Raw genomic sequence first — 21,300 nt, 5'->3', positions numbered from 1 at the left:
TGCCGCTTTATGCACTGGCAACGAAGGAGAAGCTGTATGCAAGTCAACATCAGTGGACACCAACTGGAAGTTACCCAGCCTCTGCGCGAGTACATCGAGCTCAAGCTCAAGAAGCTCGAAGGGCATTTCGACAAGATCACCAACGTGCAAGTCACGATGTGCGTCGAAAAACTGAAGCAGAAAATCGAAGCCACGCTGCATATTCCCGGCAATGAGGTCGTCGCAAACGCGGAACATACCGATATGTACGCTGCGATCGACGCGCTGACCGACAAGCTTGATAAACAACTCAAAAAGCATAAGGAAAAGACCCAGAGCCTGCTTCAGGGCGCTACCGGTCGATAACCCCCACCCCCATGATCCGACTTGAAAGTATCCTGACCCCCGGCCGTTCCCTGGTGAACGTGCCGGGCGGCAGTAAAAAGAAAGCCCTCGAACAAATTGCCAACCTGATCGCCCGGGAAGTCCCGGATCTGGAGATGCAAGATGTCTTCGAGGCATTGATTGCCCGTGAAAAACTGGGTTCCACCGGTTTTGGCAACGGCATCGCCATTCCCCACTGCCGCCTCAAGGGCTGCGAAGCGCCGATCAGTGCGCTGATGCACCTTGATGCCCCTATCGATTTCGACGCTATCGACGGCGCGCCCGTGGACTTGCTCTTCGTCCTGCTGGTGCCGGAAGCCGCCACCGATGCGCACCTGGAGCTGTTACGCCAGATCGCCAGCATGCTCGACCGCAAGGACGTGCGCGACAGACTGCGCAGCGCGCCAAGCAACGAAGCCTTGTACCAGGTTGTACTGGAAGAACAGAACAGGCCGTAACCATGCGCTTGATCATTGTCAGTGGCCGTTCCGGCTCGGGTAAAAGTACTGCCCTGGATGTCCTTGAGGACAACGGCTACTACTGCATCGATAACCTGCCGGCCGGTCTACTGCCGGAACTGGCCGAACGCGCCCTGATTCACACCGAGCTGGCGCAGCCACTGGTGGCGGTATCGATCGATGCACGCAATTTGCCGAGCCATCTGACCCGATTTCCGGAATTGCTCGAGGACGTACGCGCCAAGCACATTCAATGCGATGTCCTGTATCTGGATGCCGACGAAGAAACCCTGCTCAAGCGTTTCTCCGAAACTCGCCGCCGCCACCCACTGAGCAACGCCAATCGTTCGCTGGCAGAAGCCATTCAGGATGAAAGCGCCCTGCTCGGCCCGATTGCCGATCTCGCCGACCTGAAAATCAACACCACCAACCTCAATCTCTACCAACTGCGCGACACCATCAAGCTGCGCCTGTTGAACCAGCCGGAGCCGGGTACCGCGTTTCTGGTGGAGTCTTTCGGTTTCAAACGCGGCATGCCGGTGGATGCGGATCTGGTGTTCGATGTACGCTGCCTGCCGAACCCGTACTGGAAACCGGAACTGCGCGCGCAATCCGGTCTCGATCAGCCGGTCGCCGAGTATCTGGCGGCGCAGCCGGAGGTCGAGGAGATGTACCAGGATATTTACACGTACCTGCACAAATGGTTGCCGCGCTTTGCCGCGAGTAACCGCGCTTACGTCACCATTGCCATCGGCTGCACCGGCGGGCATCACCGTTCCGTTTACCTGACCGAACGTCTTGGCCAGGCGCTGCAGAAGACCCTGAAGAACGTCCAGGTTCGCCACCGCGACCTCAGCTAAAGGATTCACACCGCGATGCCTGCTCGTGAAATCGAAATCATCAACAAGCTGGGCCTGCACGCCCGCGCATCTGCAAAATTCGTCGGGGTGGCGGGTAAGTTTCCCGATTGCACGATCAAAGTGGGCCGCACTCCGGAAACCACGGTTGACGGTAAAAGCATCATGGCGATGATGATGCTCGCTGCGGGCAAGGGCACGAAAATCTATCTGAGTACCGAAGGCCACCAGGAAGAGGAAGCCATGCGCGCGCTGGTGGAACTGATCGAAAACTACTTCGACGAAGGCGGTTGAAACGCCTGAGGCGAAAGTAGCCCGCTCCCTCCTCCCGGTTCAGCCCAACGCGGTATCCATCACCATCATCAGACAGAAGCCGATCAGCAATCCCAGACTGGCCAGCTTCTCGTGACCATTGCGTCGCGACTCGGGGATGACCTCGTGAGTCACCACCAGCAGCATGGCGCCAGCCGCCAGCGCTAACCCCAAGGGCAGCAACAGTTCGGCAAGACTGACCAGCCACGCACAGAGCAGCGCAAATACCGGTTCGACCAGACCTGACGCTGCGCCAATCAAAAACGCCTTGACCCGCGACATCCCGGCGCCGGCCAGTACCAGGGCAATCACCAGCCCTTCGGGCACATCCTGCAAGGCAATGCCCATGGCCAGACTGTCTGCTTCCGGCATTCCACCGCCCGCCGAGACACCGACCGCCATGCCTTCCGGGATGTTATGGGCAATGATCGCGAACACGAACAACCAGATCCGTGGCGGAATCACCGGATGTTCGACGGTGCCGATGAGCATTTCCGGCGAGGCCCCCGACACACGGCGATCAACCAGATACAGGCCGAACGCCCCGAACATGATGCCGAAGCAAATCAGGCCGCTGGCGCCCCATGGGCTCAGGCCCAGACTTTCGGCGGCGGCGATTCCCGGCACGATCAGCGAAAACGCGGTTGCCGCCAGCATTACACCGGCGCCAAAACCCAACAGCGTATCGCCCAGCGCCTGGGGCATGTTGCGGATCACCAGCACCGGAACAGCCCCGAGTGCGGTGCCGAGGGCGCAAATCGCGCCGCCTTGCAACGCCCGCAACAACCTCGGCTCCAGATTCAGCCATTCGAGTCCGTGGGCGACCAGCAAGGTCATGCCCGCCAACAGCAGCAGCGATCCGATTGCGTAACGAAACATGCGCCCACTTCCGATCGCCAGTGTCTCAGTGCCCATAGTCCGCCTTGGAATTGTTTTTATAGAAGACTTAAACCAGCGCCGCCTGATAGCGTGCAGCGACTTCCGGCCAGTTGATCACGTTGTAAAACGCGTTGATGTATTCCGGCCGACGGTTCTGATAACGCAGGTAGTACGCGTGTTCCCACACGTCGAGCCCGAGAATCGGCGTGTTGCCGTTCATCAGCGGGCTGTCCTGGTTGCCGCTGCTTTCCACCACCAGTTTCTTGTCGGGCGTGACGCTGAGCCACGCCCAGCCACTGCCGAAACGGGTCAACGCGGCTTTGGTGAAGGCTTCCTTGAAGCTGTCGAGGCCACCCAGCTGCTCATCGATCGCCCTGGCCAGCGCACCGTCCGGTTTGCCACCGCCGTTGGGCACCATGACTTCCCAGAACAGCGAATGGTTGGCATGACCGCCGCCCTGGTTGATCACCGCCGCGCGGAGCTTTTCCGGCAGTTGCTGGACGCTGGCGACCAGCTTCTCCACCGGCCATTCCGCGAATTCGGTGCCCTCGACCGCAGCGTTCAGGTTGTTGATGTAGGTCTGATGATGCTTGGTGTAGTGGATCTCCATGGTTTGCGCATCGATGTGCGGCTCCAGTGCGTCGTAGGCGTAAGGCAAGGCTGGCAGGGTAAAAGCCATTTCAATGGACTCCATGGTGATGTGGGGCAGGCGCGCGGCGCGCGTTGCCGGTATCCGGGTGCAGCAAACGCTGGGTGCGCGGGTATTCGCCGTGTTCGCTGATGAAATTGAGCAGCTCGACATAGGTCTTGCTGCTCTGGCGCAGCGCCGCTTCACGCAGGGCCGGGCGCAGGCGCTCGTCCTGCATGGTCTGCAACAGCCGTTGATGGATCGCGCACAGGTACTCGGCGCTCTCCTCCGGCTGATTCAGGCGCAGATGCAGATCGGCCAGGTTGTGGTGGGAGATGACGCAAGCCGCCACCGCTTCGTCGGCATCGGCCCAGCGCTCGAACAACACTTGCGCCAGAGCCAGGGCTTGCAGGTAGGCCTCTCGGGCATCGATCAGCTCGCCCAGTATGAAGCAGCGATTGGCCCGTTCGATCGTGCGTTTCCAGTGCTCCATGGTGAATCTCCAAAGCGGTTGCGGTGCTTACACGCCGCCGGCGGTGAGTTTCTCGGGATTGAGCAACTCTTCCAGCTGGCTGCGCGACAGGTCGGTGTGCTCCAGCGCAACGTCGATCACCGGGCGACCCTGCTTGTAGGCCTGCTTGGCGATCTCGGCAGCTTTCTGGTAACCGATGATCGGGTTGAGCGCGGTCACCAGAATCGGGTTGCGCGACAGCGCTTCCTTGAGGCGCGACTCGTTGACCTTGAAGGTGGCGATGGCCTTGTCACCCAGCAAACGGCTGGAGTTGGTCAGCAACTCAATGCTGCTCAGCAGATTCTGGGCAATGATCGGCAGCATCACGTTCAGCTCGAAATTGCCTGATTGACCGGCGATGGTGATCACCGAGTCATTGCCGATCACTTGCGCAGCTACCATGGCGGTGGCTTCCGGGATCACCGGGTTGACCTTGCCTGGCATGATCGATGAGCCCGGCTGCAGGCCCTCAAGCTCGATTTCACCGAGCCCGGCGAGCGGGCCGGAGTTCATCCAGCGCAGGTCGTTGGCAATTTTCATCAATGAAACGGCGGTGGCCTTGAGCTGGCCCGATACGGCCACAGCGGTGTCTTGCGAGCCGATCAGGGCGAACAGATCCTTGCCCGGCGTGAACTGGACGTTGGTCAACTGGCTCAATTGGCGGCTGAAACGCGCAGCAAATTCCGGATGCGCGTTGATTCCGGTGCCGACCGCCGTGCCGCCCTGGGCCAGGGATTGCAGGCTTGGGAGCAAATCCTGCAGGTGACCGATATTGGCCTTGAGCTGCTGCGCCCAGCCGTTGAGCACTTGGCTCAGGCGTACCGGCATGGCGTCCATCAAGTGGGTGCGACCGGTCTTGACGTGATGATGGACCTGTTCGGCCTTTCGCTCGATCACCTGCACCAGGTGCAGCAGCGCCGGCAGCAGTTGTTCGTGCAGGGCCAATGCGGCGCTGACGTGGATAGTGGTCGGAATGATGTCGTTGCTGCTCTGCCCACAGTTGACGTGGTCGTTGGCGTTCACCGGTTCGTCGAGCAAGCGGCTGGCCAGGGTGGCGATCACTTCATTGGCGTTCATGTTGGAGCTGGTGCCGGAACCGGTCTGGAAGATGTCCACCGGGAAATGCCGCATGAAGTCGCCTTCCAACAACCCTTGGGCGGCATCGCTGATGGCTTTGCCTTGCGCTGCACTGAGCTGGTTGAGTTCAACGTTGGCGCGAGCGGCGGCCGCTTTGGCCAGAATCAGGGCGCGGATGAACTGGGTCGGCATCGGCTTGCCGCTGATCGGGAAGTTATCCACTGCGCGCTGGGTCTGCGCGCCGTAGAGAGCGTCCACCGGCACCTGCAGTTCGCCCATGCTGTCGCGCTCAATACGTGTCTTGGTCATCTGAAAATCCTTGCACCAGTTCTATGAGAGGAATCGAGGGAAGCAACTCGCAGGTCGCCAATTGCCAGGTGTAGCTTTGCCAGCGTTTGAGCCGGCACTTGCACAGCGACAGGCGCTCCATTTCACGCAAGGGGCGCCAGGCTTGATCGAGACACAGGCTGCGCCAGTGCCACGGCAACGCGATATCGGTGGCCGTGTCGAGCAGCAGACGGAAGGAGGTTTCAGCGATCATCCAGGGCGAGGTCGCCGTGCAGCAGGCCAGATACCGGCCTTCGGCCAGGTAATGTTCGATCAGTCGTGGTTCGTCGGGATCCATCGCGCAACGGATCTGGCGACTCATCCAGCGCCAGCTTTCGAGGTACGGCTGCTCGTGCAAGGCAGAACTCATGATCCTGGGCTCATCCGATAATGAGATTTATTATTAGATGATAATGAGAACCAAAACAAGGGTGGCTTTTCAGCTGCCCTGAGCAGCCCAAAAAATTTGCAGACATGAAAAAGGCGCGCCACCCAATCGGGTGACGCGCCTTTTTGTGTACCGGCCTGGGCTTAGCTGCCAGCGACAGTCATCTTTTCGATCAACACCGAACCGGTGCGAATGTTGCTGCGCAGTTCCAGATCGTTACCCACCGCGACGATCTGCTTGAACATGTCCCGCATGTTGCCGGCGATGGTCACTTCCTGCACCGCGAACTGGATCTCCCCATTCTCGACCCAGAACCCCGCCGCACCGCGCGAGTAATCACCGGTCACCATGTTCAGACCATGACCCATCAATTCGGTGACCAACAGGCCACGACCCATGCGTCGCAGCAAGGCGGCCTGGTCTTCATCGCCATGGGTGACGAACAGGTTATGCACACCGCCCGCGTTGGCGGTGCTCGGCATGCCGAGTTTGCGACCGGAATAGGTGCCGAGGATGTACGAGACCAGCTCGCCCTTCTCGACGAACGGTTTGGCATAAGTCGCCAGACCGTCACCATCGTAGGAAGCACTGCCCATGGCGCGCATCAGGTGTGGACGCTCGTCGATGGTCAACCATTCCGGGAACAGCTTCTGCCCCAGAGTGCCTTCGAGGAATGACGATTTGCGGTACAGACTGCCGCCGGAAATCGCCGACAGGAAGCTGCCGAACAACCCACCCGCCAGTTCCGCCGAAAACAATACAGGCACTTCGCAGGTCGGCACCGGGCGCGCACCCAGGCGACTCGCCGCGCGCTGTGCCGCACGCTGGCCAATGCTCACCGGATCCGCCAGCAAACTGCCCTGGCGGTTCACGTCATACCAGTAGTCGCGTTGCATCTGGCCATCGGCCTCGGCGATCATCACGCAGCTCAGGCTGTGCCGGGTCGACGCATAACCGCCGATGAAACCATGGCTGTTGCCATACACGCGGCAGCCCTGATGAGTGCTCAACGTGGTGCCATCGGCATTCTTGATGCGCGCATCGGCGTCGAACGCGGCAGCTTCACAGAGCAACGCCTTCTCGATGGCCTGCTCCGGCGTGATGTCCCATTGGTGGAACAGGTCGAAATCCTGAATATCCCTGGCCATCAGCGCGGCATCGGCCAGCCCCGAGGCTTCGTCTTCCGAGGTGTGCTTGGCAATCGCCAGCGCGGCGGCGACAGTCTCGCGAATCGCATCCGGCCCGGTGGCGGACGTGCTGGCAGAACCCTTGCGCTGGCCGACATACAACGTGATGCCAAAACCCTGATCGCGGTTGAACTCGACCGTTTCGACTTCACGCTGACGCACCGACGTCGACAGGCCCTGCTCCAGCGACACCGCGACTTCGCAGGCACTGGCACCCTGACGCTTGGCTTCGGCGATGATCTGCTCGACCTGTTCCTGCAGTGCCGGCAATGCCTGTGGGCCGACGCTTTCAACTGCACTCATGCTCATCTCCACTCAAATTCTGCTTTCGGCTGGGGCCTTCGAGCGACCGGGCCGGACAAGCGGCCCCCGACTGGTTATCATGGCGGCGTTTCTTTGCGGACTGCCACCATGGTTGATTCTTACGACGACTCCCTCGATACGGGAGAAAAAAGCAAATCCCAGGTCAAACGCGAGCTGCATGCTCTGGTTGACCTTGGCGAGCGCCTTACAACGCTCAAGCCCGACTTGCAGGCAAAACTGCCATTGACCGACGCTTTGCGCCGGGCCTTGGCCGATGCGCCCAAGCACACCGCGAACATCGCGCGTAAACGGCACTTGCAGTTCATCGGCAAACTGATGCGCGATCAGGACACTGACGCGATTCTCACCCTGCTCGATCAACTCGACGCCTCTACCCGTCAGTACAACGAGCGTTTCCACAATCTCGAACGCTGGCGTGACCGCCTGATCGCCGGTGACGATGCCGTACTGGAGAAATTCGTCGTCGATTACCCGGACGCCGACCGCCAGCAACTGCGTTCCCTGATCCGTCAGGCCCAGCACGAGGTTGCGCAAAACAAACCTCCTGCCTCGAGCCGCAAGATCTTCAAGTACATCCGTGAGCTGGACGAGACTCAACGCGGTCTGCGCTGATATTCGCCACCGGGTGGCCGCACCGCGCGCCACCCGAAGCTCCATCCCTTCTTATGCGCCCGTGCCACCCACGGTGATCGCATCAATTTTCAGGGTCGGCTGACCCACACCCACCGGCACCGACTGCCCGTCCTTGCCGCATGTGCCCACACCGCTGTCCAGCGCCAGATCGTTACCGACCATCGACACCCGGCTCATCGCTTCCGGACCGTTGCCGATCAACGTTGCGCCTTTGACCGGTGCAGTGATCTTGCCGTCCTCGATCAGATAAGCCTCGCTGGTGGAGAACACGAATTTGCCGCTGGTGATGTCGACCTGACCGCCGCCGAGGTTGGCGCAGTAGATGCCCTTTTTCACCGAGGCGATGATTTCCGCCGGATCGCTCTGGCCGCCGAGCATGTAAGTGTTGGTCATCCTTGGCATCGGCAGGTGCGCATAGGATTCGCGCCGACCGTTGCCGGTGCGGGCCACGCCCATCAGCCGCGCGTTGAGCTTGTCCTGCATGTAGCCTTTGAGCACGCCGTTTTCGATCAGCGTGGTGCACTCGGTCGGGGTGCCTTCGTCGTCGACGCTCAGGGAACCGCGACGACCGCTCAGGGTGCCGTCATCGACGATGGTGCAGAGTTTCGAGGCAACCATTTCGCCCATGCGTCCGCTATAGGCTGAACTGCCCTTGCGGTTGAAATCGCCTTCCAGGCCGTGGCCGACCGCTTCGTGCAGCAGCACGCCGGACCAGCCCGAGCCCAGAACCACCGGCAAGGTCCCGGCCGGTGCCGGAATCGCTTCCAGATTCACCAGCGCCTGACGCAACGCCTCACGGGCATAACCCATGGCACGGTCTTCGGCGAGGAAATAACGGTAGTCGGTACGCCCGCCGCCGCCATGTCCGCCGCGCTCGCGACGGCCGTTTTGCTCGACGATCACACTGACATTGAAACGCACCAGCGGACGCACATCGGCCGCCAGGCCGCCGTCGGTCGAGGCCACCAGAATCCGCTCCCAGACCCCGGCCATGCTCACGCTGACCTGCTGGATACGCGGATCGAGGGCGCGGGTCGCCACATCGATGCGCTTGAGCAGTTCGACTTTTTCAGCGCGGCTCAGGACTTCCAGCGGGTTGTCCGGCGCATACAACTGGGCGACGTCCTGGGTGCTGAACGCCTGCACCGTGCCGTTCTGCCCGGCGCGGGAAATCGAACGGGCCGCACGGGCCGCTGCGCCGAGGGCTTCCAGGGTGATCGCGTTGCTGTAGGCAAAACCGGTTTTCTCACCGGACTGCGCACGCACGCCAACACCCTGGTCGAGGTTGAAACTACCTTCCTTGACGATGCCGTCTTCCAGCGACCAGGACTCGGAAATCTGCCCCTGGAAATACAGGTCGGCCGCATCGATGCCTGGACCCGCCAGATCACCGAGCACGCCTTGCAGGCTCTCGATCGTCACGCCGCCGGGCGCCAACAGGTGATCACTGACTGAGGACAACAACTCGCTCATAGGTTTTACGCCTTAAATTCGTGTTCTGAAGCAGGTCGCTGTGCGCCCTGCGAAAAAAACCGCCGATGACCGGTCACCGGCATTCGCGCCCGGATGGACGCTTGTTCATTGCTGTCGCGCTCGGCCAGCAACACGGCTTCGCCTTGTTCCTGCTGCGCCAGCACGCGGCCCCACGGGTCGACAATCGCCCCGTGGCCAAAGGTTTCCCGCGGCCCCGGATGCGTTCCGCCCTGGGCTGCCGCCAGCACGTAGCACTGGGTTTCAATGGCCCGCGCGCGGATCAGTACATCCCAGTGCGCCGCCCCTGTCACTGCGGTGAAGGCCGACGGTGCGGTAATCAGTTCAGCCCCGGCAGCGCGCAGTTCGCTGTACAGCTCCGGGAAGCGCAGGTCGTAGCACACCGTCAGGCCCAATCGCCCGACCGGCGTGTCCGCGACCACCACGCCACTGCCATAAGCATAGTCATCGGATTCGCGGTAACGGCCGCGATTGTCCGCTACGTCGACATCGAACAGGTGCAACTTGTCATAGCGTGCAACGATTTCGCCCTGATCGTTCACCAGCAGCGAGCAGGCATGGGACTTCGCCTCAGGCTGACCCACCGGCGGCAACGGCAAGGTGCCGGCCACAATCCATAACCTGAGGTCGCGGGCGGTCTGTTTCAACCACGGCAGGATCGGGCCTTCGCCAAGCGCTTCGGCGCGGCCGATATCGGCGATGTCGCGACGGCCCATGGCCGCGAAGTTTTCCGGCAGCACCGCCAGCTTCGCGCCGGCGCTGGCTGCCTGTTCGAGCAAACGTCGGGCATCGCGCAGATTGGCCAGCACATCGCTCTGGCTGACCATTTGAATCACCGCTAAAGACATGGCGCACTCCGCAAGAGGTATGCGGCCATGCTACTCCATCGGTTCAGGGGCTGGCTGTTCAAAAAGGCTTGTCGAAGGTGATTTTCGGCTCTTTCCACGGGCCTTTGACGGTGTATTTGACGCTGGCGAACCGCGCCACGCGATCGCCGATCAGCTTGTCGATCAGGAACAACGCACCGCCGACGGCCGGCGCGCCGACAATCAGCGCGGCAATCGGCAGGTTGTTGGTCACAGGCAAAGTCACCAGCAATTTGGCATCTACCTTGTCGCCCACCAGATCCAGCGTGCCGTCCAGTTCCAGGTTGCTCGAGGGGCCGGTCAACTTGATGGGCTCTTTCGTCACATAAACGCCATTGGTCGCCACCAGCAAACCCTTGACCCGGTCATAGCTCAAGCCTTTGCCGAACAGGTCGGAGAAGTCGAGACGCAAACGCCGGCCAATCGAGTTGAAGTTGAGCAGGCCGAACACCCGCAACGCCTGGGCGCCGCCCTCGACTTCGACGAACTGGCCTTTGTTAAGGGACGCGTCGAGTGTGCCGGAGAAGCGCTTGGTCGCCAGCCACGCCGGCGAGCCCGGCCAGCGGCCATCGACATCCATGTGGAATTCTTCGCTGGTCACGCTCGGCGCAAAACCCCAGCCCTTGAGCACATCGGCGAGGTTCTTGCCGCCGATCCGCCCCTTGTACCAACTGGTCGTGGCACCGGGTGCTCCCTCCCAGCCACCGCTGCCCTGCAAGAGGATGCCCTTGAGGCCCAGATCGAGGTTGTTCAGGGCAATGCCCTTGCCGGTCGGTCGAACCTTGAGCGACCAGCCGCCGACCAGGTCCTGGCCCTGGAACAATTGATTGATGGTGATATCCAGCGCCGGAATCTTGCTTGGATCGACCGAGGCCAGCGGGTCCGGCGCGTTCTCGTCGGCCTGCACCGTCGGGTCCGGCGCCGGCAATCGCACGTATTGCAGGTTCACCGCAATCGGCGCGCCCTTGGCGTCGGGAATGCCGGCCGTGCCTTTGGCCTGCTGACTGTCGAGCGCCAACGCCCAGGCACCGGGCTTGCGATTCACCTGCACGGCTGCCTGATCCAGGGTGGTGCCGAAGGCGGTGAGTTTGCCGATCTTGAAATCTGCGCTGCTGAGCAACTGTTTGGCGTTGCCGCCTGGATCCTGGCCGGCGTATTTGTCCAGCAGATCCTGCCACGGCTTTACGTCCAGCTCCGACAACACGCCACGCACCCGCAGGCCTTTGCTGCCCGGCAACACCGCTTCGCCAGCGCCGAGGAACAGCTCACCCCGACCATCGGCAAAATTGCCCGGTGGCGCGGCGAAGGTGAAGTTGGCCAGTTGATCGTAATTGACCCAGTAACGCCGTTCCTGCCCCTGCAACGTCATGCGGAACACCGTGTCACGCCCGACATCGGCGGCCATACCGAACGGCGCCGGCAGATCCACCGCCACGCCTTTCAGACTGGAGCTGACCATCAATTGGCTGTCGGCACCGTCCAGATTCACTTGCAGCTGATACGGAATCGTCCCGGACACCGGCAAAGGCTGAGTCACGCCCAGCCAGTCGGTGAGTTTCTTGACCTCGACCTGTCCTGACGCCGCGACCCGGGTCTTGAGTTTGCCGGGGGCGCCGTCGGCGAAGATTTGCGCGGTCACCGGTTTGTCAAAGGCCCGGGCACTGATGTTCTGCCCGCTCAGCCCCTTGGCGCTGTCGAAGCGGAAGTCGCCCTTGAGCTGGCTCAATTCCAGCTTCGGCTCCGCCAGCTTCAAGCGCGCATTGGCGGTTTTGAAGTCGACGAGAATTTTCGGCTGATCACCCTTGGCCAACGGCACATCGAGTTTGAGCTTGCCTTGCAGGTCACCCTCGCCTTCCCAGCCGGCAAAAGTATCGGCAGTGCCGATCGGCGCCTCCTGAAGAATCTTCAGGCCATCGCCCAGCCCGCCGGCAAAGCTGCCGTCGAGGAACATATGGCTGTGCTCGCCGCTCGGCACGTGGGGAATATTGACGAAGACATCGCTGACCTGGGTGTCGAGCAACTGGCCCTTGCTGGCCAGAATCCGCACGCCGCTGTCTTCGATGAACACATCACCGTTGACCTTGCTCACGTGCGGCCAGCCTGGCTGGAACGCCAGTTCGGCGTCGTGCACCTTGAAGAACAGACTGATGCTGCGATCCGCTTCCCCGGCGTTCTTGTTCAGCGAACCCTGATACTGGAAGAAACCCTGATCCACCGCGCCCTTGAGAATCGCCGTACGCAGCCATTCATCGAGGGCCGGACTCAGGACTTGCGGCAGGTACTTGGCGGTGTAGCGACCGTCGCCATCCACCAGACCGACTCGCAGATCCATGTAGTCTTCCTGGCTGTGGTCGAAGTGCAGGCGGATCAGGAAGTCGCCGGCGATCTTGCCTTCCTCGCCGAGCACCTTCAGGTACGGCGCGATCAGGGTGAAACCTTCTTTATCGAGCTTCCAGGTCAACCGGGCGTTGGCCTGAATGTATTGCCATGGCTTGGCGAAGATCGGATCGAGGTGCAGGACGAAGTCCTTGCTGTCCATGCGCAGCTCGCCGCCACCGAGATTGCCGGTAAGACTGCCGCTGACATTCCGTGCCGCCGGCGCGCCGTGGTAGGCGTCGAAGCCGACTTGATCGAGGTTGGCGGCGAAGCTGAATTTGCTGTCGTCGGTGGCGTTCGGCCGGAAATCCAGCAGCACGTTACGCAGACCGCCGGTCACTTTCAGGCGCTCGACCATGGTGGCGAAGCCTTGGGGCAAAGGTCCGAGGGCATTGAGCAAAGGTGTGATCGGGGTCAGGTCGAGCCGGTCGGCCTGCAGATGCCAGAGTTCTTCGTTCTTGTCGGTGGCGGCAGTCTGTTTGATCTGGACATGGGATTCCCAACGGGTTTCGCCGAAATTCATCGCCAGCGAATCAAGTGTGACAATGGCTCCCTCGGAACCGCGCTGGAAATAGCCATTGAGCGCCAGATTGTTGATCTGGATCGGCTTGCGTTCAGCGTAGGCGCCGGTCAGTTGCGGCGCATTGAGACGGATCGCCGCGCTCTGCAAAGCCCCCTCTCGCCAGTTGACCCACAGCTCGCCACCGGCCTTGATCTCGGAGAAATTCCATTGTTGGGTCAGGCGCTCAGGCAGCCACTTCGACCAGTCGCTCTGCGGCAGGCTGGCATAACCGTCCACTTCGCTGTTCTGCCACTGATTCGGACGAAGTCGTGTGCGCAGGCTCAGCGCCACAGGCTGACCGTCGGGCAGGGTCAGGCGCGCATCGAGGCGTTGGCGGCTGGACCCGGTCTTCAGATTGAGACCGACATAAGTGAGGGTCAGCGGCGCCTGCTCCAGCGGCTGCAACGTCACCTGACTGTCGAGCACCGACAGTTGCTGAATCATTTGCATGCGGTTGAACAGTTGCTCGGGATCCATGGGCTGGTCCTGCTGCACCGGCAAGCCTTCCAGCGCCCACTTTCCGTCTTCGCCTTCCTTGAGGCTGATCTTCAGACCATTGAGTTCCAAATGGGCGATGCGCACTTCGCGGGCCAGCAGACTAGCCCAAAGATCCGGCACCGCGCGCACCCGATCCAGGCGCAGGGCATTGGCGCCGCTGCCGACCATCACGTCGTGGGCCAGCAGGATCGGGGCAAACCCGCTCCAGTTGCCTTCCAGCTCGCCGATCTGCAGCGGCATGCCCAGGGCGGCACTGGCCTTGTCTTCGATATCGGCGCGGTATTCGGCCACCAGTGGCGTGAGTTCCCGGCCGAGACTGACGTACAACGCCATCAATACCAGAACCAACGCGCACAGGCCCAGACCCCAGCGGGTCAGTGCGGCCAAAATGCGTGTCAGACGTTCCATGTCAGTTGGCTCCCATGGCAAAAATACTGCAAAAAGCTGAGGCCAGCCGTTTCAGGAAAAAGGTGATGCAGGGGTTCAGAGCAGCACCACGTCATATTGTTCCTGGGAATACATGGTTTCCACCTGGAAGCGTATGGTGCGCCCAATGAAACCTTCAAGTTCGGCCACGTTACCGGACTCTTCATCGAGCAGCCGGTCGACGACTTTCTGGTTCGCCAGCACCCGATAACCCTCGGCCTGATAGGCCCGGGCTTCACGCAGGATCTCGCGGAAAATCTCGTAGCAAATGGTTTCCGGAGTTTTCAGCTTGCCCCGGCCCTGACAGCTGCTGCACGGTTCGCACAACACTTGCTCGAGGCTTTCGCGGGTGCGCTTGCGCGTCATCTGCACCAGGCCCAACTCGGTAATGCCGATGATGTTGGTCTTGGCGTGATCGCGCTCCAGCTGTTTCTCCAGGGTACGCAGCACCTGGCGCTGGTGCTCTTCGTCTTCCATGTCGATGAAGTCGATGATGATGATCCCGCCCAGATTGCGCAGGCGCATCTGCCGGGCAATCGCGGTCGCGGCTTCGAGGTTGGTCTTGAAGATGGTTTCTTCAAGATTGCGATGACCGACGAACGCCCCGGTGTTCACGTCGATGGTGGTCATGGCTTCCGCTGGATCGATGACCAGATAACCGCCGGACTTCAGCGGCACCTTCCGTTCCAGGGCTTTCTGGATTTCGTCTTCGACGCCATACAGGTCGAAGATCGGCCGTTCACCCGGGTAGTGTTCCAGACGATCGGCGATTTCCGGCATCAGTTCGGCGACGAACTGCGTGGTTTTCTGGAAGGTTTCCCGGGAATCGATGCGGATCTTCTCGATCTTCGGGCTGACCAGGTCGCGCAGGGTGCGCAGCGCCAGGCCGAGGTCTTCGTAGATCACACTCGGTGCGCCGATGGTCTTGATCTGCTCGTTGATCTGATCCCACAAGCGGCGCAAGTAGCGGATGTCCATCAGGATCTCATCGGCCCCGGCACCTTCGGCGGCGGTACGCAAAATGAAGCCGCCGGCCTCTTTGATTCCTTCTTTGGCCACGCAATCGCTGACCACCTGCTTGAGTCGTTCGCGCTCGGCTTCGTCTTCGATCTTCAGGGAAATGCCGACGTGGGCCGTGCGCGGCATGTACACCAGATAACGCGACGGGATCGACAGTTGCGTGGTCAGCCGCGCACCTTTGGAACCGATCGGATCCTTGGTGACTTGCACCACAAGGCTCTGGCCTTCGTGTACAAGCGCACTGATGCTTTCCACCGCAGGACCTTCGCGCAGGGAAATTTCCGAGGCGTGAATGAAGGCCGCGCGATCCAGGCCGATGTCGACGAAAGCCGCCTGCATGCCCGGCAGAACCCGCACCACCTTGCCTTTATAGATGTTGCCGACGATCCCGCGCTTTTGCGTACGCTCGACGTGCACTTCTTGCAGCACACCGTTTTCGACCACCGCCACACGCGATTCCATCGGCGTGATGTTGATCAGAATCTCTTCACTCATGGCAGGGTCTCGTTCAGGCATGTTCACGATAATGGCCGCATCTGGTCCGTTCGACGCTTATTGCGCGTTCAGGGTTTGCCAACAGGGTATGCCGAAATGGCCGAGCAGTTCTGCGCTTTCGCACACCGGCAAGCCGACGACCGCCGAGTAACTGCCATTGAGGCCGGCGACGAACACCGCGCCAAGCCCCTGAATGCCGTAGCCACCCGCCTTGTCCCGGGGTTCGCCGCTGGCCCAGTAGGCGGCGGCTTCTTCGCGACTGATCGAACGGAACCGCACCCGACTGCGCACCACCCGCGACTCGCAGCGCTGGCCGTCGAGCACGGCAATCGCCGTCAGCACTTCATGCTCCTTGCTGGACAACATCATCAGCATGGCGCATGCGTCGGCTTCGTCCACCGGTTTGCCAAGAATTTTGCCGTCCAGCACCACGGCGGTGTCGGCGCCCAGTACGCAAAATGGTCCAGCGCAGACGACGGTGCGCCGTCCGGCCTCGGCCTTGCCGCGCGCCAGGCGCTCGACGTAGGCCGATGGGGATTCATTGGCGAGAGGGGTTTCATCGATGTCCGCGCTGATGGCGGTAAACGGGATGCCGATCTGCATGAGCAACTCACGCCGACGCGGCGATCCTGAGGCGAGGTAAAGCTTTTTCATCAAGACATCTCCCTGTTTGGTGCCCTGCCTCACAAATGCTGTTCCCTTTGGTCGGCGTCTGTTGTTGCCATACTGCGTTGCCGTTCCTCGCCATAGCACGCTATGACTCGTCACGGCGCCTTGTCTGGCAACAACAGCCGCTCGCCCAAAAAGAACTTCATTTGCGAGGCAAGGCACTGGTGCGGGCAAATGCCTGACCGAATCAGTTGATTTTGTAGCGCCGGCGCAATCCACGCAAAGCGAAGCTGACCCATGGCCAGAGCAAGGCACTGACCAGTGCCGGCAGGACCAGCGCAAGGGTCGGCTGACGGTTGCCGGTCAAGGCACTGAGCCAAAGCTGTACGAGCTGGGCGAGGCCGAAGATCACCAGGATCACCAGACTCTGCTGCCACATCGGGAACATCCGCAGGCGTTGCTGCAACGACAGCACCAGGAACGTGATCAGGGTCAGGATCAATGCATTCTGACCGAGCAGATCGCCTTGCAGCACGTCTTCGGCCAGTCCCAGGCAGAAGGCCGTGACCATGCCGACCGTATGCGGCAGGTACAAAGCCCAGAAAGTCAGGAGCAAGGCCAGCCACAGCGGGCGCAGGATTTCCATGAAAATCGGCAATGGCGACACGCTGAGCAGTATGCCGACGATAAACGTCAGCCAGACGATCCAGCCGTTACGCGATGCGGTAGCTCCGACCATTATTCTTGCCTCCCGGTGGTCGCCGGCGCAGTGACAGGCGGCTTGGCCGCTGGTCGAGCAGCGGGCTGATTGGCCGGTGGCTTGCTGATCGCGGGTGTGGCTGCAGGCGGTTTGCTCGCAGCGGGTTTGGCCGGCGTGGTGCCGGCGGCAGGCGTAGCCGGCGCTGTCGTCGTGGCAGGGGTTGCGGCTGCGGCAGGCGGGGTGACGATTTTCGGCACCGTGGCCGGAACCACCGGACCGCCACCAAAGGCATCGAGGTTTTCCTGAGCCTGCGCGGCATCGTTGGCACGTTCTTCAGCGGTGCGGTTGTCACTGAATACCAGCAGCAGGTAGCGGCTGCGGTTCAATGCGGCGGTCGGCACGGCGCGAACAATGGCGAATGGCTGGCCGGAATCGTGGATCACTTCCTTGACCGTCGCCACCGGATAACCGGCCGGGAAACGCTGACCGAGGCCCGAACTGACCAGCAGATCACCTTCCTTGATATCGGCGGTGTCCGCCACGTGGCGCAACTCCAGACGCTCAGGGTTACCGGTGCCGCTGGCGATCGCCCGCAGACCGTTACGGTTCACCTGCACAGGAATGCTGTGGGTCGAGTCGGTCAGCAGCAGCACACGGGAGGTGTACGGCATCAGTTCGACCACCTGCCCCATCAGGCCACGAGCATCGAGCACGGGCTGACCGAGCACCACGCCATCGCGCTCGCCTTTGTTGATGATGATGCGATGGGTGAAGGGGTTGGGGTCCATGCCGATCAGCTCGGCCACTTCGACCTTCTCGTTGACCAGCGCGGAGGAATTGAGCAACTCGCGCAGACGGACGTTCTGCTCGGTGAGGGCGGCAAGCTTCTGCATGCGACCCTGCAACAGCAGGTTCTCCGACTTGAGTTTTTCATTTTCGGCGACGAGCTCGGTGCGACTGCCGAACTGGCTGGCGATCCCTTCCCACAACCGTCCGGGCAGGTCAGTAATCCAGTAGGCATCCATCAGCACCAGCGAGGCCTGGCTGCGTACGGGTTTAAGCAGGCTGAAGCGCGCGTCAACGACCATCAGCGCGACCGACAGTACGGCCAGCACCAACAAGCGCACGCCCAGTGAGGGGCCCTTGGCGAAAAGCGGTTTAATAAGCCGCTCCTCCCAGGCAAATGTTCTGTTTATTCATACGGCATCAAACCGGCCTGGATGAAGACTGACAGAAGATAAACGCCAACAGGCAGCACTGCAAAGTGCTGCCTGTGCGCTCACCCACGTATTGCACCCGGCGATTATTCGCTGGAGAGCAGGTCCATGGTGTGCTTGTCCATCATTTCCAGTGCACGGCCACCACCGCGAGCGACGCAGGTCAGCGGATCTTCGGCAACGATCACCGGCAGACCGGTTTCCTGGGCCAGCAGCTTGTCGAGGTCACGCAGCAGCGCGCCACCACCGGTCAGCACCAGGCCTCGCTCGGCGATGTCGGAAGCCAGTTCCGGCGGCGATTGCTCCAGGGCACTTTTCACGGCCTGAACGATGGTTGCCAGGGACTCTTGCAGAGCTTCCAGCACTTCGTTGGAGTTCAGGGTGAATGCGCGTGGAACGCCTTCGGCCAGGTTGCGACCGCGAACGTCGACTTCGCGAACTTCGCCGCCCGGGTAGGCCGTACCGATTTCCTGCTTGATGCGCTCGGCGGTGGATTCGCCGATCAGGCTGCCGTAGTTGCGGCGCACGTAGGTGATGATCGCTTCGTCGAAGCGGTCGCCGCCAACGCGTACGGATTCGGCATAGACCACACCGTTCAGGGAGATCAGCGCGATTTCGGTGGTACCACCACCGATATCCACGACCATCGAACCGCGAGCTTCTTCAACCGGCAGGCCGGCACCGATCGCAGCGGCCATCGGCTCTTCGATCAGGAACACTTCACGGGCACCGGCACCAAGGGCCGATTCACGGATGGCACGACGCTCAACCTGGGTGGACTTGCATGGAACGCAGATCAGCACACGAGGGCTGGGCTGCAGAAAGCTGTTTTCGTGAACCTTGTTGATAAAGTATTGCAGCATCTTTTCGCAGACGCTGAAGTCGGCGATCACGCCGTCCTTCATCGGACGAATGGCAGCAATGTTGCCCGGCGTACGGCCGAGCATGCGCTTGGCCTCGGTGCCGACAGCGACGACACTTTTCTGGTTACCGTGTGTCCGAATGGCCACAACCGATGGCTCATTCAGGACGATACCGCGCTCGCGCACGTAAATAAGGGTGTTGGCAGTGCCCAGGTCAATGGAAAGATCGCTGGAAAACATGCCACGCAGTTTCTTGAACATGGGAAAGGGACCCTAGGCAACGCGTGGGTAAAAAAGTGCGGCAAACTCTAACAACGACAGGGATTTTGGGCAAGGCGCCAATATGTTAAATTGGCCGCTTTTCTGTGCACCAAGCCCCACAATCGCGGCCTTATGACCGTAGAAGTGCGGTAGTGTTCCGACAATCTAACACACGGACGCCGTCCGTCCTGTTTTCCACTGGAGAAACCCGATGGCGCTAGAACGCTCCGACGTGGAAAAAATCGCTCATCTGGCCAGCCTTGGCCTTAATGACGCCGATCTTCCACATATCACTTCGGCCCTCAACAGCATTCTCGGGCTGGTCGACGAAATGCAGGCGGTGAATACCGACGGTATCGAGCCGCTGGCCCACCCGCTGGAAGCCAGTCAGCGCCTGCGCGCCGACGTCGTGACCGAAAGCAATAACCGCGAGGCTTATCAGTCCATCGCACCAGCGGTCGAAAACGGCCTGTACCTGGTTCCGAAAGTCATCGACTAAAGGGAAAGAGCCTGCAATGCATCAATTGACTCTGGCCGAGATCGCCCGCGGTCTCGCCGATAAAAAGTTTTCCTCCGAAGAGCTGACCAAAGTCCTGCTGGCGCGCATTACCCAGCTCGACCCGCAGCTCAACAGTTTCATCAGCCTCACCGAAGAGCTGGCCCTCGAGCAGGCGAAAGCCGCCGACGTGCGCCGGGCCAATGGTGAGAGCGGCGCCCTGCTCGGCGCGCCGATCGCCCATAAAGACCTGTTCTGCACCCAGGGCATCCGCACCAGCTGCGGCTCGAAGATGCTCGACAACTTCAAGGCCCCATACGACGCCACCGTGGTGTCGAAGCTGGCCGCCGCCGGCACCGTGACCCTTGGAAAGACCAACATGGACGAATTCGCCATGGGTTCGGCCAACGAGTCGAGCTGGTACGGCGCGGTGAAAAACCCGTGGAACCTGGAACACGTGCCGGGCGGTTCGTCCGGTGGTTCGGCTGCCGCGGTTGCCGCTCGTCTGTTGCCCGCCGCAACAGCCACCGACACCGGCGGCTCGATCCGTCAGCCAGCCGCGTTCACCAACCTCACCGGCCTGAAACCGACCTACGGTCGCGTTTCGCGCTGGGGCATGATCGCTTACGCCTCCAGCCTCGATCAGGGCGGCCCTCTGGCTCGCACTGCCGAAGACTGCGCGATTTTGTTGCAAGGTATGGCCGGCTTCGATCCGAACGACTCCACCAGCATCGATGAACCCGTGCCGGACTACGCCGCCGGCCTGAACGGTTCGCTGCAAGGCCTGCGCATCGGTGTGCCGAAGGAATACTTCGGTGCAGGTCTCGACCCGCGCATCGCCGACCTGATCCAGAACAGCATCAAAGAGCTGCAGAAGCTCGGTGCCGTGATCAAGGAAATCAGCCTGCCGAACATGCAGCACGCGATTCCTGCGTACTACGTGATCGCCCCGGCAGAAGCGTCCTCCAACCTGTCGCGTTTCGACGGCGTGCGCTTCGGCCACCGCTGCGCAGACCCGAAGAACCTGGAAGACCTGTACAAGCGCTCCCGTGGCGAAGGTTTCGGGCCTGAAGTACAGCGCCGGATCATGGTCGGTGCCTACGCGCTGTCCGCCGGTTACTACGATGCCTACTACCTCAAAGCCCAGAAGATCCGTCGCCTGGTGAAGAACGACTTCATGGCTGCATTTAATGAAGTCGACATCATCCTCGGCCCGACCACGCCAAACCCGGCCTGGAAACTCGGCGCCAAGAACAGCGACCCGGTCGCTGCCTACCTGGAAGACGTCTACACCATCACCGCCAACCTCGCGGGCCTGCCGGGTCTGTCGATGCCGGCCGGTTTTGTCGACGGTCTGCCGGTTGGCGTGCAACTGCTCGCGCCGTATTTCCAGGAAGGCCGTTTGCTCAACGTTGCGCATCAGTATCAGTTGAACACTGACTGGCACACTCGCACCCCAACCGGCTTCTGAGGAGA

21 protein-coding genes are annotated in these 21,300 nt (G+C 61.2%); 7 read left to right on the top strand and 14 right to left on the bottom strand.

Annotated elements, in window-relative coordinates; all coding sequences use genetic code 11:
• Positions 1-36 precede the first annotated feature (36 nt).
• The 4 genes from hpf to PDR5_RS04360 are packed head-to-tail and all read left to right on the top strand — an operon-like array spanning position 37 to position 1,972.
• Positions 37-345 carry a ribosome hibernation-promoting factor, HPF/YfiA family gene (hpf, locus tag PDR5_RS04375; protein WP_011332471.1) on the top strand — a complete coding sequence of 103 codons (309 nt, stop codon included), beginning with the start codon at positions 37-39 and terminating at the stop codon, positions 343-345.
• An 11-nt stretch (positions 346-356) separates the two neighbouring features.
• On the top strand, positions 357-821 hold the full coding sequence (ptsN, locus tag PDR5_RS04370; RefSeq protein ID WP_007953580.1) for a PTS IIA-like nitrogen regulatory protein PtsN: 465 nt from the start codon (positions 357-359) through the stop codon (positions 819-821).
• A 2-nt stretch (positions 822-823) separates the two neighbouring features.
• Positions 824-1,681 (top strand): RNase adapter RapZ, encoded by an 858-nt coding sequence (gene rapZ / locus PDR5_RS04365; protein ID WP_064593397.1) that lies wholly within the window; start codon positions 824-826, stop codon positions 1,679-1,681.
• Positions 1,682-1,696: 15 nt separating this feature from the next.
• Positions 1,697-1,972 (top strand): HPr family phosphocarrier protein, encoded by a 276-nt coding sequence (locus PDR5_RS04360; protein WP_064593396.1) that lies wholly within the window; start codon positions 1,697-1,699, stop codon positions 1,970-1,972.
• Positions 1,973-2,011: 39 nt separating this feature from the next.
• Here the strand turns inward: PDR5_RS04360 and PDR5_RS04355 are convergent, their stop codons facing one another.
• The 6 genes from PDR5_RS04355 to pmbA form a co-directional block, all read right to left on the bottom strand.
• Positions 2,012-2,905 carry a ZIP family metal transporter gene (locus PDR5_RS04355; protein ID WP_064593394.1) on the bottom strand — a complete coding sequence of 298 codons (894 nt, stop codon included), beginning with the start codon at positions 2,903-2,905 and terminating at the stop codon, positions 2,012-2,014.
• Positions 2,906-2,936: 31 nt separating this feature from the next.
• Positions 2,937-3,548, bottom strand: coding sequence for a superoxide dismutase (locus tag PDR5_RS04350; protein WP_064593393.1), 612 nt, complete (start codon positions 3,546-3,548; stop codon positions 2,937-2,939).
• A 1-nt stretch (position 3,549) separates the two neighbouring features.
• Entirely contained in the window at positions 3,550-3,990 is a 441-nt protein-coding gene (locus PDR5_RS04345; protein ID WP_064593392.1) for a hypothetical protein, read from the bottom strand.
• A gap of 27 nt (positions 3,991-4,017) precedes the next feature.
• Complete coding sequence (locus tag PDR5_RS04340; RefSeq protein ID WP_064593391.1) at positions 4,018-5,394, bottom strand: class II fumarate hydratase; 1,377 nt, start codon at positions 5,392-5,394, stop codon at positions 4,018-4,020.
• A complete protein-coding gene (locus PDR5_RS04335) occupies positions 5,375-5,782 on the bottom strand; it encodes a hypothetical protein (RefSeq protein ID WP_064593389.1) in 408 nt (135 codons plus the stop codon). The genes PDR5_RS04340 and PDR5_RS04335 overlap by 20 nt, the downstream gene beginning before the upstream one ends.
• A gap of 161 nt (positions 5,783-5,943) precedes the next feature.
• Positions 5,944-7,290, bottom strand: a complete 1,347-nt coding sequence (gene pmbA / locus PDR5_RS04330) for a metalloprotease PmbA (RefSeq protein WP_039769277.1) — start codon at positions 7,288-7,290, stop codon at positions 5,944-5,946.
• A 108-nt stretch (positions 7,291-7,398) separates the two neighbouring features.
• On the opposite strand from pmbA, the gene yjgA reads away from it, so the two are divergent.
• On the top strand, positions 7,399-7,923 hold the full coding sequence (gene yjgA, locus PDR5_RS04325) for a ribosome biogenesis factor YjgA (protein WP_007953598.1): 525 nt from the start codon (positions 7,399-7,401) through the stop codon (positions 7,921-7,923).
• A gap of 51 nt (positions 7,924-7,974) precedes the next feature.
• Here the strand turns inward: yjgA and tldD are convergent, their stop codons facing one another.
• The 8 genes from tldD to mreB all read right to left on the bottom strand — a co-directional run bounded on the left by tldD (position 7,975) and on the right by mreB (position 19,328).
• Entirely contained in the window at positions 7,975-9,417 is a 1,443-nt protein-coding gene (gene tldD, locus PDR5_RS04320; RefSeq protein ID WP_007953601.1) for a metalloprotease TldD, read from the bottom strand.
• Positions 9,418-9,422: 5 nt separating this feature from the next.
• Positions 9,423-10,283 carry a carbon-nitrogen hydrolase family protein gene (locus PDR5_RS04315; protein WP_007953603.1) on the bottom strand — a complete coding sequence of 287 codons (861 nt, stop codon included), beginning with the start codon at positions 10,281-10,283 and terminating at the stop codon, positions 9,423-9,425.
• A 58-nt stretch (positions 10,284-10,341) separates the two neighbouring features.
• Positions 10,342-14,145, bottom strand: a complete 3,804-nt coding sequence (locus tag PDR5_RS04310; RefSeq protein ID WP_064593388.1) for a YhdP family protein — start codon at positions 14,143-14,145, stop codon at positions 10,342-10,344.
• Positions 14,146-14,220: 75 nt separating this feature from the next.
• A complete protein-coding gene (gene rng / locus PDR5_RS04305; RefSeq protein ID WP_007953605.1) occupies positions 14,221-15,678 on the bottom strand; it encodes a ribonuclease G in 1,458 nt (485 codons plus the stop codon).
• A gap of 57 nt (positions 15,679-15,735) precedes the next feature.
• Entirely contained in the window at positions 15,736-16,332 is a 597-nt protein-coding gene (locus tag PDR5_RS04300) for a Maf family protein (protein WP_064593387.1), read from the bottom strand.
• 202 nt (positions 16,333-16,534) lie between these two features.
• Positions 16,535-17,026, bottom strand: a complete 492-nt coding sequence (gene mreD / locus PDR5_RS04295; protein ID WP_064593386.1) for a rod shape-determining protein MreD — start codon at positions 17,024-17,026, stop codon at positions 16,535-16,537.
• Positions 17,026-18,150, bottom strand: a complete 1,125-nt coding sequence (mreC, locus tag PDR5_RS04290; RefSeq protein ID WP_082934355.1) for a rod shape-determining protein MreC — start codon at positions 18,148-18,150, stop codon at positions 17,026-17,028. Before mreC ends, mreD begins: the two co-directional genes overlap by 1 nt.
• Positions 18,151-18,290: 140 nt before the next feature.
• Positions 18,291-19,328, bottom strand: a complete 1,038-nt coding sequence (mreB, locus tag PDR5_RS04285) for a rod shape-determining protein MreB (RefSeq protein ID WP_002555108.1) — start codon at positions 19,326-19,328, stop codon at positions 18,291-18,293.
• A gap of 211 nt (positions 19,329-19,539) precedes the next feature.
• Between mreB and gatC the strand changes: the two genes are divergently transcribed.
• Together gatC and gatA are read left to right on the top strand one after the other, a co-directional pair.
• Complete coding sequence (gatC, locus tag PDR5_RS04280; protein WP_007953612.1) at positions 19,540-19,827, top strand: Asp-tRNA(Asn)/Glu-tRNA(Gln) amidotransferase subunit GatC; 288 nt, start codon at positions 19,540-19,542, stop codon at positions 19,825-19,827.
• Between the two features lie 16 nt (positions 19,828-19,843).
• Positions 19,844-21,295 carry an Asp-tRNA(Asn)/Glu-tRNA(Gln) amidotransferase subunit GatA gene (gene gatA, locus PDR5_RS04275; RefSeq protein ID WP_011332456.1) on the top strand — a complete coding sequence of 484 codons (1,452 nt, stop codon included), beginning with the start codon at positions 19,844-19,846 and terminating at the stop codon, positions 21,293-21,295.
• Positions 21,296-21,300 lie beyond the last annotated feature (5 nt).

It is taken from the genome of Pseudomonas sp. DR 5-09 (assembly GCF_001655595.1).
Lineage (GTDB): Bacteria > Pseudomonadota > Gammaproteobacteria > Pseudomonadales > Pseudomonadaceae > Aquipseudomonas > Aquipseudomonas pharyngis.
The sequence above is the reverse complement of the archived record's forward strand: the minus strand, read 5'-3'. Positions and strand labels throughout refer to the sequence as shown.